15 protein-coding genes are annotated in these 16,304 nt (G+C 65.1%); 2 read left to right on the top strand and 13 right to left on the bottom strand.

Translation table 11 applies throughout. The features are described 5' to 3' along the window. Positions 1-66 precede the first annotated feature (66 nt). From ACXZ1M_RS02320 to ACXZ1M_RS02350, 7 genes are read right to left on the bottom strand one after another with little or no spacing between them, the layout of a single operon-like run. A complete protein-coding gene (locus ACXZ1M_RS02320) occupies positions 67-768 on the bottom strand; it encodes an ABC transporter ATP-binding protein (protein WP_459051623.1) in 702 nt (233 codons plus the stop codon). Beyond that, complete coding sequence (locus ACXZ1M_RS02325; RefSeq protein ID WP_459051624.1) at positions 761-1,519, bottom strand: ABC transporter ATP-binding protein; 759 nt, start codon at positions 1,517-1,519, stop codon at positions 761-763. The genes ACXZ1M_RS02320 and ACXZ1M_RS02325 overlap by 8 nt, the downstream gene beginning before the upstream one ends. Beyond that, entirely contained in the window at positions 1,516-2,547 is a 1,032-nt protein-coding gene (locus ACXZ1M_RS02330; protein ID WP_459051625.1) for a branched-chain amino acid ABC transporter permease, read from the bottom strand. The genes ACXZ1M_RS02325 and ACXZ1M_RS02330 overlap by 4 nt, the downstream gene beginning before the upstream one ends. Next, the gene (locus tag ACXZ1M_RS02335; protein ID WP_459051626.1) at positions 2,544-3,410 is read right to left on the bottom strand and encodes a branched-chain amino acid ABC transporter permease; all 867 of its coding nucleotides are present in this window, start codon (positions 3,408-3,410) and stop codon (positions 2,544-2,546) included. Before ACXZ1M_RS02335 ends, ACXZ1M_RS02330 begins: the two co-directional genes overlap by 4 nt. Positions 3,411-3,470: 60 nt before the next feature. After that, on the bottom strand, positions 3,471-4,688 hold the full coding sequence (gene pcaF / locus ACXZ1M_RS02340; protein WP_459051627.1) for a 3-oxoadipyl-CoA thiolase: 1,218 nt from the start codon (positions 4,686-4,688) through the stop codon (positions 3,471-3,473). A 5-nt stretch (positions 4,689-4,693) separates the two neighbouring features. After that, positions 4,694-5,335, bottom strand: coding sequence for a CoA transferase subunit B (locus ACXZ1M_RS02345; protein ID WP_459051628.1), 642 nt, complete (start codon positions 5,333-5,335; stop codon positions 4,694-4,696). Continuing rightward, positions 5,332-5,997, bottom strand: a complete 666-nt coding sequence (locus ACXZ1M_RS02350) for a 3-oxoacid CoA-transferase subunit A (protein ID WP_459051629.1) — start codon at positions 5,995-5,997, stop codon at positions 5,332-5,334. Before ACXZ1M_RS02350 ends, ACXZ1M_RS02345 begins: the two co-directional genes overlap by 4 nt. A gap of 133 nt (positions 5,998-6,130) precedes the next feature. Between ACXZ1M_RS02350 and ACXZ1M_RS02355 the strand changes: the two genes are divergently transcribed. Further along, positions 6,131-6,958 carry an IclR family transcriptional regulator domain-containing protein gene (locus tag ACXZ1M_RS02355; protein WP_459051630.1) on the top strand — a complete coding sequence of 276 codons (828 nt, stop codon included), beginning with the start codon at positions 6,131-6,133 and terminating at the stop codon, positions 6,956-6,958. A gap of 9 nt (positions 6,959-6,967) precedes the next feature. Here the strand turns inward: ACXZ1M_RS02355 and ACXZ1M_RS02360 are convergent, their stop codons facing one another. Beyond that, the gene (locus ACXZ1M_RS02360) at positions 6,968-8,059 is read right to left on the bottom strand and encodes a porin (protein ID WP_459051631.1); all 1,092 of its coding nucleotides are present in this window, start codon (positions 8,057-8,059) and stop codon (positions 6,968-6,970) included. Positions 8,060-8,190: 131 nt separating this feature from the next. On the opposite strand from ACXZ1M_RS02360, the gene ACXZ1M_RS02365 reads away from it, so the two are divergent. Further along, complete coding sequence (locus tag ACXZ1M_RS02365; RefSeq protein WP_459051632.1) at positions 8,191-9,378, top strand: ABC transporter substrate-binding protein; 1,188 nt, start codon at positions 8,191-8,193, stop codon at positions 9,376-9,378. Positions 9,379-9,651: 273 nt separating this feature from the next. Here the strand turns inward: ACXZ1M_RS02365 and ACXZ1M_RS02370 are convergent, their stop codons facing one another. The 5 genes from ACXZ1M_RS02370 to ACXZ1M_RS02390 all read right to left on the bottom strand — a co-directional run bounded on the left by ACXZ1M_RS02370 (position 9,652) and on the right by ACXZ1M_RS02390 (position 16,297). Continuing rightward, positions 9,652-10,395: a Crp/Fnr family transcriptional regulator gene (locus ACXZ1M_RS02370; protein ID WP_459051633.1), complete on the bottom strand. Its 744-nt coding sequence runs from the start codon at positions 10,393-10,395 to the stop codon at positions 9,652-9,654. Positions 10,396-10,535: 140 nt separating this feature from the next. Continuing rightward, the gene (locus ACXZ1M_RS02375; protein ID WP_459051634.1) at positions 10,536-10,781 is read right to left on the bottom strand and encodes a hypothetical protein; all 246 of its coding nucleotides are present in this window, start codon (positions 10,779-10,781) and stop codon (positions 10,536-10,538) included. Between the two features lie 109 nt (positions 10,782-10,890). Then, positions 10,891-11,808 (bottom strand): alpha/beta hydrolase, encoded by a 918-nt coding sequence (locus ACXZ1M_RS02380; RefSeq protein ID WP_459051635.1) that lies wholly within the window; start codon positions 11,806-11,808, stop codon positions 10,891-10,893. Further along, a complete protein-coding gene (locus tag ACXZ1M_RS02385) occupies positions 11,798-14,923 on the bottom strand; it encodes a glycosyl hydrolase family 28-related protein (protein WP_459051636.1) in 3,126 nt (1,041 codons plus the stop codon). The genes ACXZ1M_RS02380 and ACXZ1M_RS02385 overlap by 11 nt, the downstream gene beginning before the upstream one ends. Before the next feature lie 6 nt (positions 14,924-14,929). Continuing rightward, on the bottom strand, positions 14,930-16,297 hold the full coding sequence (locus ACXZ1M_RS02390; protein WP_459051637.1) for a GntT/GntP/DsdX family permease: 1,368 nt from the start codon (positions 16,295-16,297) through the stop codon (positions 14,930-14,932). Between the last annotated feature and the right edge of the window lie 7 nt (positions 16,298-16,304).

Consider the following 16,304-nt stretch of genomic DNA (forward strand, 5'->3'; position numbering starts at 1 on the left):
CGAGCCCAACCGTAGCATGCGCTACGGTTGGGCTCGTGTCCGATTGGCAGAACTGACCCCGGTTTATCAGGCGACGGCGACCAGCTTGTCGAGTTTGTCGCCGTCGGCCAGCAGGCTGGCGCTATCGGAGTCGTGGACGATGCGGCCGCGGTCCAGCACTATCGCGCGCTGGGTCAGCGATAAGGCCAGGCGCGCGTGCTGTTCCACCACGATCACCGACATGCCCTCTTCCTGCACCAGCTTGCGGATCACCCGCACCAGCTCCTGCACGATGATCGGCGCCAGACCCTCCATCGGTTCGTCCAGCAGCAGGATGCGCGGGTTGGTCATCAGCGCGCGCGCGATCGCCACCATCTGCTGCTCGCCGCCCGACAATTGATTGCCCATGTTGTTGCGGCGCTCGAACAGGCGCGGGAAGATCTGGTACACCTTCTGCAGATTCCACGGCCCGGGACGCGCCACCACGGTCAAGTGCTCCTCCACCGTCAGCGACGGGAACATGTGCCGCTCCTGCGGCACCCAGCCCAGCCCCGCGCGCGAACGCTTGTGCGTGGACATGCGCGAGATGTCGCCGCCGGCCCAGCGGATGCCGCCGCCGTGCAGGCGCGTAAGGCCCATCAGCGTCACCAGCAAACTGGTTTTGCCGACGCCGTTACGGCCCAGCAGCGCCAGCGAGTCGCCCTCCTTCAGCGTGAACGACACTTCTTCCAGCACGATCGATTCGCCATAGCCGGCGGTGACCTTATCCAATACCAGCAGCTCAGTCATGTTCCGACTCCCCCAGATAAACTTCCTTGACGCGCGGGTCGGCGGCGATTTCCGCCGGCGTGCCCTCGGTCAGCACCTTGCCGCCCACCAGCACCGTGATGCGGTCGGCGAAACGGAACACCAGGCTCATATCGTGTTCGATGAACAGCACCGTCACGTCGCGCGGCAGCTGCGTCAGCACTTCGAACAGCTCCTTGCTCTCGGCCTGCGGAATGCCGGCCGCCGGTTCATCCAGCAGCAGGATGCGCGGCTTGGTCGCCAGCGCCAGCGCAATCTCCACCAGGCGCTGCTTGCCGTAAGCCATGCTGCGCGTGATGCTGTTGGCCTGGTCGCTGAGCTTCAGCGTCGCCAGCAACTCCAGCGCTTCCTCGATGACTTCCGGATGGTTCTCCACCGTTTTCCACCAGACGTGCTGCAGGCCGCGCCGCTCGCTGATGGCCAACGCCACCGATTCCAGCACCGTCATGCCCGCGAACAGGGTGTTGAGCTGGAAGGTGCGCGTCATGCCGCTGTGGACCCGCTCATGCTGCGGCAGGTGCGTGATGTCCTCGCCGCCCAGGTACACCTTGCCGCTGCTCGGGCTGAAAGCGCCCGTCAGCAGATTGATGAAGGTGGTCTTGCCGGCGCCGTTGGGGCCAATCAGCGCATGGCGCGCGCCCGGCTGGAAGGTCAGCGAAACGTCGCTGTTGGCCACGAAAGCGCCCCAGCGCTTGCTCAGGCCTTCGGTCCGTAATGTGATGTCGCGGCTCATGGCTGCTCCTTGCTTTCAGGTTTCACCATTCGGTACAGTCGTTCCATGCCGCCCATGATGCCGCCGCGCGCGAACAGCACGATCAACACCAGCAGCAGGCCGATATAGAACTGCCAGTAGGCCGGATTCAGGCCGGCGATGTAATCCTGCGCCAGCATGAACACCGCCGCGCCGATCAGGCCTCCGTACAAACGCCCGGTCCCGCCCAGCACCAGGATGATCACCAGCTCCGCCGAACGCGGGAAGCCCAGCGAATCGAGGCCGACGAATTGCGTGGTCTGCGCCAGCAGCGCACCGGCCACGCCGGCCACCGCCGCGCCCACCGTGAAGATGGCCACCAGGCGGCGATTGACGTTCACGCCCAGCGACGGCATGCGGCGCACGCCTTCGCGGATGCCGATCAGGCTCAAGCCGAACGGCGACTTGACCACCCGGCGCAGCACCACGAACACCAGCAGCAGTACGGCAAAGCTGTACCAGAAGGCGACGTTGCCATTCAGGTCGAACTCGAACACGCCGAACAGTTTACCGACCATCATGCCGGACAAGCCGTCCACGCCGCCGGTGATGAAGGCGGCCTTGTTGGCCGCTTCAAACAGCATCAGGCCGATGCCCAGCGTGACCATCAAGCGCGTCAGGTCCTGACCGCGCACCACCAGGAAGCCGGTCAGCAGGCCGCACACGCCGGCCACCACGCCGGCCGCCAGCAGGCCGCTCAGCGGCTCGCCCCAGCCATGCACGGCCAGCAGGCCGGCGGTGTAGGCGCCCAGCCCGAAGAAGGCGGCGTGGCCCAGCGAAACGATGCCCGCATAACCGAGGATCAGATCGAGCGACACCGCGAACAGGCCGACGATCATGATCTGGCTGATCAGCACCAGGTAACCGGGGAAAGCGAAGTACGCTGCGATCGGCAGCAGCCAAAACACGATTTCCAGCGGCTGCCAACGGTCGTTCGGCAGCTTCGGCTTGGGCAGCACGCGCGCCACTTGGGCGACAGGCTTGGTTTCATTCTCGACAAAAGCGTTCATGCTTTCCTCCGCATCAGGCCAGCAGGGAACAGGATCAGCAGCACCACCATCAGCGCGTAGATCACGAAGGCGCCGATTTCCGGCACATAGTATTTACCGGCGACGTCGAACACGCCGAGGATGATGGCCGCCAGCAGCGGCCCCTTGATGGTGCCCGCACCGCCCACCGCCACCACCAGCAGGAAGTAGACCATGTACTTGACCGGGAAGGTCGGGTCGAGGCCCAGCACGTCGATACCGAGGCCGCCGCCCAGACCCGCCAGGCCGGAGCCCAGCGCGAAGGTCAGGCTGAACACCAGGCTGACGTTGACGCCCAGACCCGCAGCGGCGGTCTGGTTGTCGACCGAGGCGCGGATCTGCGCGCCGAAGCGGGTGCGTTCGATCAGCAGGCCCAGGGCCACCGTCACCAGCACCACCACGCCGATCAGGAACACGCGGTAGGCGCCGACGTCGAGGCCCAGCAGCGAGATCTGGCCGCGCAGCCACTCCGGCAGCAGCACCGGCTGCTGGGTCGGACCGTAGAAATACGTCGCGGCGGCCACCGACATGAAGGTCAGGCCGATCGAGAACAGCACCTGGTCCAGGTGCGGCGCCTTGTACAGGCGGCGGTACAGCAGGCGCTCCAGCACCAGGCCGACCAGCGCCGAAGCGATGAAGGCCAGCGGCAGCGAGGCCAGGAACGGCACGCCGAAGCGCGACAACAGCGTCACGCTGACATAACCGCCCAGCATGGCGAAGGCGCCGTGCGCCAGGTTGATGAAGTTCATCATGCCCATCGTGACCGACAGGCCGACGCTGATCAGGAACAGCAGGCTGCCGTAGGCAATGCCGTCGAACAGGACTCCGGCAAAGTTGGCTAGCATGGCTGCCTCCGGTTTTTATATAGTATTTTCATGTTGTCTCCACTACTTCCAAAAAACCAATTACACGCGTTCGATGATCATGGCGATGCCCTGCCCCACGCCGATGCACATTGTGCACAGCGCGTAACGCCCGCCGCTGCGATGCAGCTGATAAGTAGCCGCCGTCACCAGCCGCGCACCGCTCATGCCCAACGGGTGGCCGAGCGCAATCGCGCCGCCGTTCGGGTTGACGCGCGCGTCGTCGTCCTTCAGGCCCAGTTCACGCAGCACGGCCAGGCCTTGCGCCGCAAACGCTTCGTTCAATTCGATCAGGTCCATCTGCTCCAGCGTCAGGCCGGTCTGGCGCAGCAGCTTTTGCACCGCCGGCACCGGGCCGATGCCCATCACGCGCGGCGCCACGCCGGCCGTGGCCATGCCGACGATGCGCGCCAGCGGCTTCAGGCCGTGCTGCTTGGCCGCCTCGCCGCTGGCGATCAGCAACGCGCAGGCGCCGTCGTTGATGCCCGACGCGTTGCCGGCGGTGACGCTGCCGTCCGCGCGCACCACGCCCTTGAGTTTGGCCAGCGCTTCGATGGTGGTGGCGCGCGGATGCTCGTCCTGCGCGAACATAATTGCGTCGCCTGCCCCCGCTGCGCGGCGGCTCTGCGGCAGCGACACCGGCACGATCTCCTGCGTGAACACGCCGGCGGCGATGGCGGCGGCGGTCTTGTTCTGGCTGGCCAGCGCAAACGCGTCCTGGTCGGCGCGGCTGACACCATAGTCGGCGGCGACGTTCTCCGCCGTCTCCGGCATGGTCTCGGTGCCGTAGACTTCCTTCAGCGCCTTGTTGACGAAGCGCCAGCCCATGGTGGTGTCCTGCAGCTGCGCGCTGCGCGAGAACGCCGAATCGGCCTTGCCCATGACGAAAGGCGCGCGCGTCATCGACTCGACGCCGCCAGCGATCATCAGGCTGGCGTCGCCGGCCTGGATCGCGCGCGCGGCCGTGCCGATGGCGTCCATGCCCGAGCCGCACAGACGGTTGACGGTGGTGCCCGGAATTTCCTGCGGCAGGCCGGCCAGCAGCGTGGCCATGCGCGCCACGTTGCGGTTGTCTTCGCCCGCCTGGTTGGCGCAGCCGTAGATCACGTCGTCCACCTGGTTCCACTGCACGCCGGGATTGCGCTCGACCAGCGCGCGCAGCGGAACGGCGCCCAGGTCGTCGGCGCGCACGTCTTTCAGCGCGCCGCCGTAACGGCCGATGGGCGTGCGGATCGCATCGCAGATAAATGCTTCGTTCATATTGTTCATCCTTTCAACAGCGGCGCGCCGGTGGCGGCCTGCAATTCTTCAAACGTCAGCCCCAGCGCCATTTCGCGCACGGCCAGGCCGTCCGGCGTGACATCGAGCACCGCCATGTCGGTGTAGATGCGGTTGACGCACGCCACGCCCGTCAGCGGATAGCTGCAGGCGCTGACGATTTTACTTTCACCGGTCTTGGTCTGGTGGTCCATCATCACAAATACCTGCTTGGCGCCCAGCGCCAGGTCCATGGCGCCGCCGACCGCCGGAATCGCATCCGGCGCGCCGGTGTGCCAGTTGGCCAGGTCGCCCTTGGCCGACACCTGGAAGGCGCCCAGCACGCAGACGTCCAGATGGCCGCCGCGCATCATGGCGAACGAGTCGCCGTGATGGAAGTAGGCGCCGCCGGTCAGCAGCGTCACCGGCTGCTTGCCGGCGTTGATCAGGTCTTCGTCTTCCTCGCCGGGCGCCGGCGCCGGGCCCATGCCCAGCAGGCCGTTCTCGGAGTGGAGGAAGACTTCGCGGTCGGTCGGCAGGTAGTTGGCCACCTTGGTCGGCAGGCCGATGCCGAGGTTGACGTAGGCGCCTTCAGGAATGTCCTGGGCCACGCGGGCGGCGATCTGGTCGCGCGTATAACGATTGCTCATACAGTTTCCTTCACCACGCGTTGTACGAAGATGCCGGGCGTGACGATCACTTCCGGATCGAGTTCGCCCAGCGCCACCACGTCGCGCACCTGGGCGATGGTGACCTTGGCCGCCATCGCCATGATAGGACCGAAATTGCGCGCCGTCTTGCGGTACACCAGGTTGCCCCAGCGGTCGCCCTGCAGCGCCTTGATCAGCGCGAAGTCGGCGTGGATCGGCGACTCCAGCACATAGTGGCGGCCGTTGATCAGGCGCGTTTCCTTGCCCTCGGCCAGCAGCGTGCCGTAGCCGGTCGGCGTGAAGAAGCCGCCGATGCCGGCGCCGGCGGCGCGGATGCGCTCGGCCAGGTTGCCCTGCGGCGTCAGCTCCAGCTCGATCTCGCCGGCGCGGTACAAGGCGTCGAAATGGTGCGAGTCGGCCTGGCGCGGGAAGGAGCAGATGATCTTGCGCACCCGCTTGGCCTTGAGCAGCGCCGCCAGTCCGGTTTCGCCGTTGCCGGCGTTGTTGTTGACGATGGTGAGTTCCTTGGCGCCCTGCGCGATCAGCGCGTCGATCAGCGCCGACGGCATGCCGGCATTGCCGAAGCCGCCGATCATGACGGTGGCGCCGTCATGGATGTCGGCAACCGCCCGTTCAAGTGATTCAAAAGTTTTATCGATCATTGTCTGCTTTCGTTGCAAGTTGTGCGATAATCGAACTAATGATTGATTACCGCACACTCAGTGTAGAACTTGCGGTGGTCCGGGTCAAGAAAAAAACGCCTATTGAATTCAACGCCTGCATTAAAATCACGCCATGCCTAAAGCCATTGCCCCGATAGACGCGGACGACGACCGCGAACCGACCATCGCCGAACAGATCGACGCGATGACCGATCCCAGTTTCATGACCTCGCTGGCGCGCGGCCTGGCGGTGCTGCGCGCCTTCAGCGATGCGCGCAAGCCGCAGACCATCGCCAGCGTCAGCCAGAAGACCGGCATCCCGCGCGCGGCCGTGCGGCGCTGCCTGCACACCTTGCGCGAGCTTGGCTACGTGGACGCCGAGCTCAACAACTTCTCGCTGCGGCCCAAGGTGCTTACGCTCGGCTACTCCTACCTGTCGTCGACGCCGTTGACGGTGTCGGCCCAGCCCTACCTGAACAACATCAGCCGCGCGCTCAATGAATCGAGTTCGCTGGCGGTGCTGGAGGATGGCGAAGTGCTGTACGTGGCGCGCGCCGCGACCTCGCGCGTGATGTCGGTGGCGCTCAACACCGGCAGCCGCCTGCCCGCCTACTGCACCTCGCTGGGCCGGGTGATGCTGGCGCATTTGCCGGCCGATGAGCTGGACGCCTATCTGGAGCACACCCGTTTGCGGCCGATGACGGTCAACACCGTGGTCAATCCCAAGCGCCTGCGCGAGATCCTGGCCGGCGTGCGCCGCGACGGCTACGCCATCAACGATGAGGAGCTGGAGCTGGGATTGCGCTCGATCGCGGTACCGGTGCGCGGCGCTTCCGGCACGGTGCTGGCGGCGTTGAACGTCGGCGCGCAGGCGGCGCGGGTCAGCGTGCAGCAGCTGCAGCACGAGTTCCTGCCCGTGCTGCAACGCGGCGCGCAGGAACTGTCGGTGCTGCTGCCTTAAGACACTCGCTTAGAACGAGTGGCGCAGGCCGGCCATGACGCCGTTCTGCGTCTTGCCCGCGCCCACGCTGCCGCCCGCATCCAGCGCCACCGCCGACAGGCCCGAGTTCTTCATGCGGCCCAAGGCGCCATACGCGGCGGTACGCTTCGAGAAGTAGTAGGTCAGGCGGGCCACCAGCATGGTGGCGTCGTCGGCGCTGTTTTTCACATCCTTCTTGGCCACCTGCGCATCCAGCGTGGTGAACGGCGTTACCGGATAGCTCACACCAAAGAAGTACAGGTCCGACTCGGTCAGGCCGGTGACCGCGCGCGTCGTGCGATCGACCACGCCGCCGGCCAGCTTGCCTTCGCCGACTTTGACGTAGGCGTTGCCGGTGATGCGCTTGTCGCTGTTGTTGCTGCTGGTCAGGCCGCCGGCGGCGCCGGTGTTGCCGTACAAGATGTCATACGAAGCATTCAGGCCATACGCTGCCGTCTCGTAACCGAACATGCCGGTCACCTGACGGCAAGCCTTGGAATTGCCCGGCGTTTCGCCAGGGCAGCCAGTGGCCGCAGGACCGCCCGCCGCCGAGCTGTCACGGCCCGTGCTGTAGGTAGCGCCGATCACGAAATTGTTGAAGTTGCCGTAGTAGCCGATCGCATTGTCGCTGCGCGCATTCGGAATGTAGGCGTCGATGCTGCCGATGGCGAACAGGTTAGGCCCCATCACGTCCGACTTCAGGCTGGCGATATAGGTCATGTTGACCTGGCGGCCCAGGGTCAGCGTACCGAAGTCACCCTTCAGGCCGACGCTGGCCTGGCGGCCGAACAGGCGATTGCCCTGCCCCATGGTGCCGGTGTCGAGCGCCAGGCCCGCTTCCAGCGTGAAGATGGCCGACAAGCCGCCACCCAGGTCCTCGGTGCCGCGGAAACCGAGACGCGACGGGAAGGAGCCCGTCAGCGACGGCATGCGGGTCACGCTGTCGCCGGCGGCGTTGACGTTGGTCATGTGCGCGAGTCCGGTGTCGACCAGGCCATAGATGGTGACGTTGCTCTGGGCCAGGGCGGTCGATGCGCCGACTGCGCACAGCAGCGCGACTGCGCCACGAATGGTGTTTTTCATTACGGTATCTCCTGTTGTTTTAATGTTGTGCGATTATCGAACATTGGGTTGTTAATCGCACATAGATTGGATACTATGGTTGTCACGGTATATTGTCAATCACCGAAAACAGAACCACACAGGAGACAGCCATGAGCATGAAAAAAGTAGTGAAAATAGCGACACTTGCGGCATTTGCACTGGCCGCCGTACCCGCCGCATGGGCGCAGGACACCATCAAGGTCGGCGTCATCGCCGCGTTTTCCGGCCCATTCGCCGATTACGGCAAGCAGATGGAAGGTGGCATCAAGGCCTATATGGCGCAATACGGCGACACCGTGGCCGGCAAAAAGATCCAGATCATCATCAAGGACACCACCGGCCCGGCGCCGGAAGTGGCCAAGCGCCTGGCGCAGGAACTGGTGGTACGCGACAAGGTGGACTTCCTGGCCGGCTTCGGCCTGACGCCGGAAGCGCTGGCGGTGGCGCCGATCGCCGAGCAGGCCAAGAAGCCGATGATCATCATGAACGCGGCCACCTCCGTCATCACCACCAAGTCCAACTACATCGCGCGCTTCTCGATGACGCTGCCGCAGATCTCCGCGCCGATGGCAACCTGGGCGGTGAAGAACAAGATCAAGAAAGTGGTGACCCTGGTGGCCGACTACGGCCCCGGCATCGACGCGGAAACGGCGTTCAAGAATGAACTGGTCAAGGGCGGCGGCACGGTGACGGAGTCGATCCGCGTACCGCTGCGCAATCCCGAGTTCGCACCGTTCATCCAGCGCATCAAGGATGCCAAGCCGGACGCGGTGTTCATCTTCGTGCCGGCTGGCGAGCAGAGCATCGCCTTCATGAAGGGCTACCGCGAGCGCGGCCTGGCCGAAGCGGGCATCAAGGTCATCGCCACCGGCGACCTGACCGACGACCACGTGCTGCCGGCCATGGGCGACGCCACGCTAGGCGTGATCACCACCTTCCACTACTCGGCGGCGCACAAGTCGCCGGAGAACGCGGCCTTCCTGAAGAGCTTTGCGGCCACCAATCCGGACGGCGGCCGTCCGAACTTCATGGCGGTTGCCGCCTACGACGGCATGGCGGCGATCTATGAAGTGGCGCGCAAGCTGAACGGCAAGATCGACGGCGACAAGGCCATGGAAGTGCTGAAGACCATCAAGCTGAACAGCCCGCGAGGCCCGATCGCCATCGATCCGGCCACCCGCGACGTGGTGCAGACGGTGTACGTGCGCAAGGTGGAAAAGGTCGGCAACGAAGTCTATAACGTAGAGTTCGACCAGTTCGCCAACCAGAAGGATCCGGGCAAGGAAGCGGCGAAGTAAGTTGCGGCCATATCCATGTAGGTGAGGCAGCGTACAGCCGCATCGCGGTGCGTCGCTCAGAATCACCTACATGGATACGCACACGACAACCCGCCAAGTCAGGAAATTTCACCCCGCAGCCTATGCGATGCAACGGCAAATGCGGGCGGTGAGGCGGACCATGTCCGCCGATACGGTGGAAGAATCACAGAGAGCGGCCCGCTGGGCGCAGGCCTGGTATCAACTGGTGCAGCGCAAGCTGGACCAACTCCAGCACGCGCCGCGCTACCTGCATTAAGCCGGCGAGTAGCAACCGCCGGCGCGGCGCTCCATGCCATGGCGGTCCAGCACGATGACGGTGCCGCGACGGTATTCGATCAAGCCCTCTTCCTGCAGTTTGCCGGCGCAGCAGGTAATCGATTCGCGGCGCACGCCCAGCATATTGGCGATCATTTCCTGCGTCACTTTCAATTCGTTCGACAGCGAGCGGTCCAGGCGTTCCAGCAGCCAGCGGCACAGGCGTTGTTCGATGCTGCCGTGACGCACGCCGGCCACCGTTTGCGCCAGTTGGGCGAACAGGGCGCTGGTGTGGCGCATTAGTTGCTGGGCCAGCGCACCGCCGCTGAAGAAGGCCTGGCGCAGCACGGCCGATTTGATGCGGTAGCCGTAGCCGGCGGTCTGCACCACGGCGCAGCAGTTGGCGCGCTCGTTTTCGTACATCGACACACCCACCACGCCTTCGCGTCCAACTACGGCCACCTCAGCGGCGCCGCCTTCTTCGGTCACGTATTGCAGCGAGACGATGGCGTTGGTTGGGAAGTAGGCGTATTCCATGTTGTCGCCGGTGTCGAACAGGCGCTTGCCCGCTTCCAGCGGCACCAGGTCGAGGTGCACAAACAGATCCACAAGCTCTTCCCGCGACAAGGCACGCAGCAGTTCATTCTGTTGCGCGCCGGTCAGGCTGATGACGGGCGCAGCGGTTTGCTGCATGGCGCGAGGGATGCTGGCGGAAGTGGAAGTCTGGTTAGCTGCGTACATATCGTGCCTCATCAATTGGGATTGGATGAAGAGCACTATATCCCTGCTATGTGCGCTTGCTTATAGGAGCACCTACAGGCCTTATGTAGGTTATGAACATAACACTGTGTCAGCGTGGTCCTACGTTCACTCGAATTGCCTTAAGGCATGAATTTGTTCAGTCGCGAACTTTCGTCGTGCTGGCGCTCGTCGCGCGAACGCAGGCGGCCGGGGTTGCGGCGGTGTTCCGGTTCGGACACCACGCGCTTGATGACGCTTTCCAGCACGCCGCGATGGCTCATGTATTCGGCCGCACTCTCCGGGCCCAGGCGGTCGGCGCGTTCAATGCCGGCTTCCACAACGTCGGAGGATTGATAGTCGGGACGGAAAGTATGTGTGGTAGACATTGCTGCCTCCTGGAATGTGGACAATGTCCAATTCTCGGATTCTACAGCAGCGACCGCAGTGCGGTAACGCACTCCCGTGGCGGCCGCGCAACTCAACAGGCAACTTTTTTTAGGGTGCGGGCACACCTTGGGGTGGCTGGCCGTTGCGCGGAATCAGCCAGCCGCCGTCGCTGAGCCAGTCCGCCAGGCGGTCCGGCCAGTGCACATCGGACAGGCGCTCGGAGCGCTGGCCCATGTTGAACGCGTGGTCGGTGTCGGCGTACAGGTGCAGCTCGGCCGACACGCCCGCGCCAACCAGTTGCTGATACAGGCTCAGCGCCGGCGGCATGCAGCATTTGTCGTTGGAGCCTGCCACGATGAAAGCCGGTGGCGCGTTCTGCGCCGATTTCGCAGGCGAGCCCAGCGGGCCGGGATAGACCAGGATCTGAAAGTCCGGACGCGCGCTGAGCTTGTCGACCGTATCCTGCCGCGCCGGCGGCGACGGTTCCGGGTTGTCGGCCACCAGCGAGACCAGCTCGCCGCCGGCCGAGAAGCCCATGATGCCGAGCCGCTGCGGATCGACGCCGTACTCGCCCGCGTGGGCGCGCACCCAGCGCACGGCGCGACGCAGGTCGGCGGCGGCGTCGTTCTCGATCGAGTAGGTCGAGCCGGCGTCGCGCGCCAGGCGGTACTTGAGCACGAAGGCGGTGACGCCGACGCGGTTGAGCGACTTGGCCGCCACCATGCCTTCGTTCTGGAACACCAGGATGCGGTGGCCGCCGCCGGGCACAATGATGACGGCCGCGCCGTTGGCGTGGCGCGGGTTGGCGCGCATCACCGTCAGCGATGGATCGTGGATATTGCTGAGGTAGGAGTTGTCGTTCTTCTCCGGTTCGTTGTGGCGCTTCTCGGCGCCGGGAGCGCCGTCGGGCCAAAGGCGAACCTGCGCCGGTGCCGCCGCCGGCGTCTGCGCCTGCACGCCCGCCTGGACGGCCAGCAGCGTCAACGCCAGCGCCAGGGCGCGCATCGTGGTGGTTTTATTGCGCATTAAAGCCTCCTGCTGCGTACAGCGAGTGATGGGTGAGTATGAACAGCGTACGGCCATCGGCGCCGCCGAAGATCAGCTGCAGCGGACGCTCGGGCACGTCGATGCGGCCGATCTCTTTGCCTTCCGGCGAGTAGACGAACACCTGGCCGTTGGCCACGTACACATTACCATGCTGGTCCACCGCCGCGCTCTCGCCGCCGCGATTGGCGGCCAGTTTCAGGTCCGTGATGGCGCCGCCGGCGCCGATCACGCCGCTGAAGGTGCGGTTTTCGGAGCCGTTGGTGAACACTACGCGGCCGTTGGCGCCGGCTTTCACCAGGCCGTTGGTTTGCAGCGTGTCGGACCAGCGCCAGCCCAGATGGTCGGCCGGGCCCTGGCGCAGCACGCGGAAGGCTGGCAGTACCAGGCTGCCGTCCGGTGATACGTATTCACGCTGCTTCGCCAACGCCACGTCGCGCGCGAACATCTCCGCCAGCGTGGTGAATTCGTAGGTGTCGTAGTTGAGCTGATCGCGGAACTCGCCGTTCTGCCAGAAGTTGACCGGCACCAGCGTGCCAGCAGTTGCTCCTGCACCGGCGCGGGCCTGCACCGGCGTCGGCTTGATGACGGTGACCGGGCCGGCCGGCTGGTTCGGATTGAACGAATACACCGTGCCTTCCGCGCCGGCCGAGGACAGCACCAGCACAGAACCGCTCTTGTCGATGGCCAGGTTGACCGGATCGAGCGGCGCATCGCGCACCACCGCCAGCCCGCCCTCTTTCGACCAGCTATAGATGCGGTTGAAACGGCGGTCGGCAAAATACAGCTTGCCCTGCGCATCCACCGCCGCGCCGGCGATGGAATAGAAGTCTCCGTCCAGCTTCTCGACCTTGGCCGCCGCAAACGGGCCGGCCGGCGCGGCAACCGGCGCGCTGGTCGCGAAGACGGCGGCGGCCGGGCCGCTGGCGGCGGCATTCGCGCCGGTAGTCCGCGCACCGATGTCCAGCACCGCGAATTCATGCTCGCGCACCTCCTGCTTGCGCGTCATATCCAGCAGCGAATTCTCGAACGGATACTTGCTGGCGCGCAGATAGGTGGCGCAGCCGTTGTCGTCGCAAGTGGCGTAACCACTTTCGCCGTTCACATGCACGTTGCGGAAGCGGATATTCTCCGAATTCGTCATCTTCACCGCCGCCACGGCCGGCTTGATCGAGCGCGTCACGCGATACGAGTGGTAATTGGCAAACGTGATATTGCGCGAATTGCGAATCTCCAGCGACACCGCATCCATCCCGTCGCGCACCTCCTGCTCCGTCTGCGGCGCCAGGAACTCCCAGTTCTCCACATTATCGAGCACGATCTCGGCGCGGATATGGTGCTCGGCCGACAGCTCATACACCTTGCCCGGCGTCTTGGTATCGGACACATAGAAGCCAGCCTGCGCAAAGGTACTCGGCGACCACACCGCCACAAACGTCCCACCACCGCCATCGGTCACCCAGATGCTCGGATACTGGCGATCCCAGTGCGCGGTCGGATCGAAGTTGCCGGTCCTCTGATACGGATCGCGGCGCTTGCCGTCATACAGGCGCGTGCCATGGCCACCCTGAATGCGGATATCGTCCACCAGCGACTCGGCGCCGGCCTTCCACAACAGCGCCGTCGCGCGCGGATTGACCTCGCCGGTTGCCAGGCCGAAACCGGTGAGAATCGCATCGCCGCCCTTGGCGCTTTCCAGCAACGCCTTCGGACCGTCCGCACCAGCATAAGCCTCCGCGCCATTCGGCAGCACCAGCTGCGTCACGCCCGGATGCAAGCCTATCAGCACCGTGTCAGGCTTCATGCGTATCGTATCCTGCACCATGTAAAAGCCCTGCGGCAGATACACCACGCGCTTGCTGTCGATGGCCTTCTGCACGGCCGCCGTATCGTCCGTCACGCCATCGCCCACCGCGCCGAAATCGCGCACGCTGGCCCACTGGCTGGTGGCCGGCAAAGTGCGCATCACCGGCGCGCGCGGCGCCGGCATGGCCTTCAGCGCCGCGCCCTTGATGTGCGTGCCGAACTTGCCGACACTGCCCAGTCCCGGCAGCATCAGGCCGTAATTGAACTCGGTGACTTGATACGTCGGGCCATAGCCCAGCACCGTCTTGCCGCTGTCGCGGAAGCGCGCGAACACCGGCACATTCTTGGCGGTGGCGTTGTCGAAGCCCACCTGCGTGTAAACATTGTCCTCATTGCTGATGACCACCGCCGCCTTGGAGACGTTCTCGAAGCGCACGTCCTTGCCCCACAACCAATCGCCATAGCCTTTACTGATCTCGATGCCCACCGGCGTGTTGCGGATGGTGGTGTTCACCAGCGTCAGCCCGGCCTCGTGGCCGCGTATCGCCGCCTCGCGCTGGCCTTCGAAGGTGGAATCCATCAGCGTGTACTGCCATGCCGGCGAGGTCTTCTCGGTCAGGATGCCGTAACGGCCGCCGTAGAACTTCAAGTCGAAGCTTTCATTGCCGACCATGTACACGCCGGCCAGGCCGGAACCTATATGGAAATCCATGTGGCTCAGGTACGAGTGCTGCGCGGTGCGCAGGCGCACGGCGGCGGCGGCCGGATTACCGTCGCCGATCTCGATATCCACATTGCTCATCGCGGAGTAGAAGGTCGCCGAATTGGCGTCGCGTACATTCTCGCTGAACGGCACCGCGCTCTTCACCGGCACCGGCACCTTGCCGACCGTGTACTGGTCGCCGCCGGTGAACACCACCATGTTCGCCACGCCCTTCTGATAGCCCGGCGTATTCGCGCCCAGCACCAGCACCGGCCGCGTCGGACCGACGCCGTACAGGCGCACCGCCAGCGGCACCAGCAGCGAGCGCGTGATGCGGTAACGGCCGGACGGCAGGAACACCACCCCGCCCTCGCCCTTGTTGGCGGCGGCGTCCAGCGCCGCCTGGATCGCCGCGCTATCGTCGGTGCGGCCGTCGCCGACGGCTTTCACTTTCACCGCGCGCGGATCGTCCGGCATGGTCTGATAGGCCGAGAAGGAGGCAGCGCGGGAAGCCGCCTGGGCGAGCGTAGGCATCGCCACGGTTGCAGCTATCGCAGCAACCGCCAGCACATTCAAAATTGGTTTCATCTGTTTTTATCCCACAAAGGAAGAAAGAATCAGTACGAAAATGAGCCCGAACACGCCAACCAGCGTTTCCATCAGCGTCCACGAACGGAAGGTATCTTTGAGCGATAGTCCGAAGTACTCCTTGAACATCCAGAAGCCGGAATCGTTCACATGGCTGCACATCAAGCTGCCCGCGCCGATGGCCAGCACCATCAGGCTCGGGTCGACGCCCGATGCCTGCACCACCGGCGCCACGATGCCGGCCGCCGTCAGTCCGGCCACCGTGGCCGAACCGAGACAGATGCGGATCAGCGTCGCCACGCTCCAGCCCAGCACCAGCGGCGGCACCGGCAGCGCGCTCAGTTGCGTGCCCAGTTGCGCGCTGACGCCGGAATCGACCAGCACCTGCTTGAGCGCACCGGCGCCGGCGATCACCAGCAGGATCGGCGCGATGTCGCGCAAGGCGTCCTGCGCGCCGGCCATCAGCAGCGCCGGTTTCTGTCCGCGCGCCAGTCCCAGCGTGTACACCGCCACCAGCAACGCCAGCAGCATCACGATCATCGGGTTGGCCAGGAACAGCAACAGCGACTTGAGCGCCGGGTCGGCGATCGGCAGCATGGAGGCGCCGGTGGTGGCGGCCAGCAGCCACACCGGCAGCAGCGCCGTGGCGAAGCTGTTGAACACACCCGGCAGCTCGGCCTCGTCGCGCAGGCCGCTGCGGAACATCGGCGCCGGTTCGGCGTTGATGCGCTTGAGCGTCATCGCGAACAAGGGACCGGCGATGATCAAGGTCGGCACCGCGACGATCAGGCCGTAGAACAGCGTGCGGCCCATATCGGCGTGGAACTGCGCCACCAGCGCGGTCGGCGAAGGATGCGGCGGCAGGAAGCCGTGCGCGATCGACAGCCCGCACAACAGCGGAATCGCCAGCGCCACCGCCGGCCGTCCGCTCTGGTACACCAGCGAGAACACCAGCGGCACCAGCAGCACGAAGCCGACGTTGTAGTAGAGCGGAATGCCGGCCACGAAGCCAGTCAGCGTCAACGCCACCGGCATGCGCGCGGAGCCGAAGATGCCGATCAGGTAGCTGGCGATGCGCTGCGCGGCGCCGCTGTCGGCAATCAGCTTGCCGAACACCGCCCCCAGGCAGACGATCACGATCAGCGAACCAAGCAGGTCGCCTATCCCCTTGTCGATGGACTTGGGGATGCTTTCAAGCGGCATGCCGAGCAAGAGCGCGGCGGCCAGCGCGGCCGCCACGAACGCCAGCAGTGGCTGGACCTTGGCCCAGGCGATCAACAGCGTGAGCGAACCGACGGCGATGCCGACGGCGATCAAGGCCCACGCGGCCGGCGTCACTCCGAAGAGCGCCGCCAGCGGACTAAGGATAGTCATCGCGCGA

It is taken from the genome of Duganella paludis (genome assembly GCF_054461335.1).

Coding starts and splice junctions, on each gene's coding strand:
- ACXZ1M_RS02330 (WP_459051625.1), bottom strand. CDS start 2,547: ATGAACGCTTTTGTCGAGAATGAAACCAAGCCTGTCGCCCAAGTGGCG.
- ACXZ1M_RS02375 (WP_459051634.1), bottom strand. CDS start 10,781: ATGTCTACCACACATACTTTCCGTCCCGACTATCAATCCTCCGACGTT.
- ACXZ1M_RS02320 (WP_459051623.1), bottom strand. CDS start 768: ATGACTGAGCTGCTGGTATTGGATAAGGTCACCGCCGGCTATGGCGAA.
- ACXZ1M_RS02370 (WP_459051633.1), bottom strand. CDS start 10,395: ATGTACGCAGCTAACCAGACTTCCACTTCCGCCAGCATCCCTCGCGCC.
- ACXZ1M_RS02325 (WP_459051624.1), bottom strand. CDS start 1,519: ATGAGCCGCGACATCACATTACGGACCGAAGGCCTGAGCAAGCGCTGG.
- ACXZ1M_RS02380 (WP_459051635.1), bottom strand. CDS start 11,808: ATGCGCAATAAAACCACCACGATGCGCGCCCTGGCGCTGGCGTTGACG.
- ACXZ1M_RS02365 (WP_459051632.1), top strand. CDS start 8,191: ATGAGCATGAAAAAAGTAGTGAAAATAGCGACACTTGCGGCATTTGCA.
- ACXZ1M_RS02335 (WP_459051626.1), bottom strand. CDS start 3,410: ATGCTAGCCAACTTTGCCGGAGTCCTGTTCGACGGCATTGCCTACGGC.
- ACXZ1M_RS02360 (WP_459051631.1), bottom strand. CDS start 8,059: ATGAAAAACACCATTCGTGGCGCAGTCGCGCTGCTGTGCGCAGTCGGC.
- pcaF (WP_459051627.1), bottom strand. CDS start 4,688: ATGAACGAAGCATTTATCTGCGATGCGATCCGCACGCCCATCGGCCGT.
- ACXZ1M_RS02345 (WP_459051628.1), bottom strand. CDS start 5,335: ATGAGCAATCGTTATACGCGCGACCAGATCGCCGCCCGCGTGGCCCAG.
- ACXZ1M_RS02350 (WP_459051629.1), bottom strand. CDS start 5,997: ATGATCGATAAAACTTTTGAATCACTTGAACGGGCGGTTGCCGACATC.
- ACXZ1M_RS02355 (WP_459051630.1), top strand. CDS start 6,131: ATGCCTAAAGCCATTGCCCCGATAGACGCGGACGACGACCGCGAACCG.
- ACXZ1M_RS02390 (WP_459051637.1), bottom strand. CDS start 16,297: ATGACTATCCTTAGTCCGCTGGCGGCGCTCTTCGGAGTGACGCCGGCC.
- ACXZ1M_RS02385 (WP_459051636.1), bottom strand. CDS start 14,923: ATGAAACCAATTTTGAATGTGCTGGCGGTTGCTGCGATAGCTGCAACC.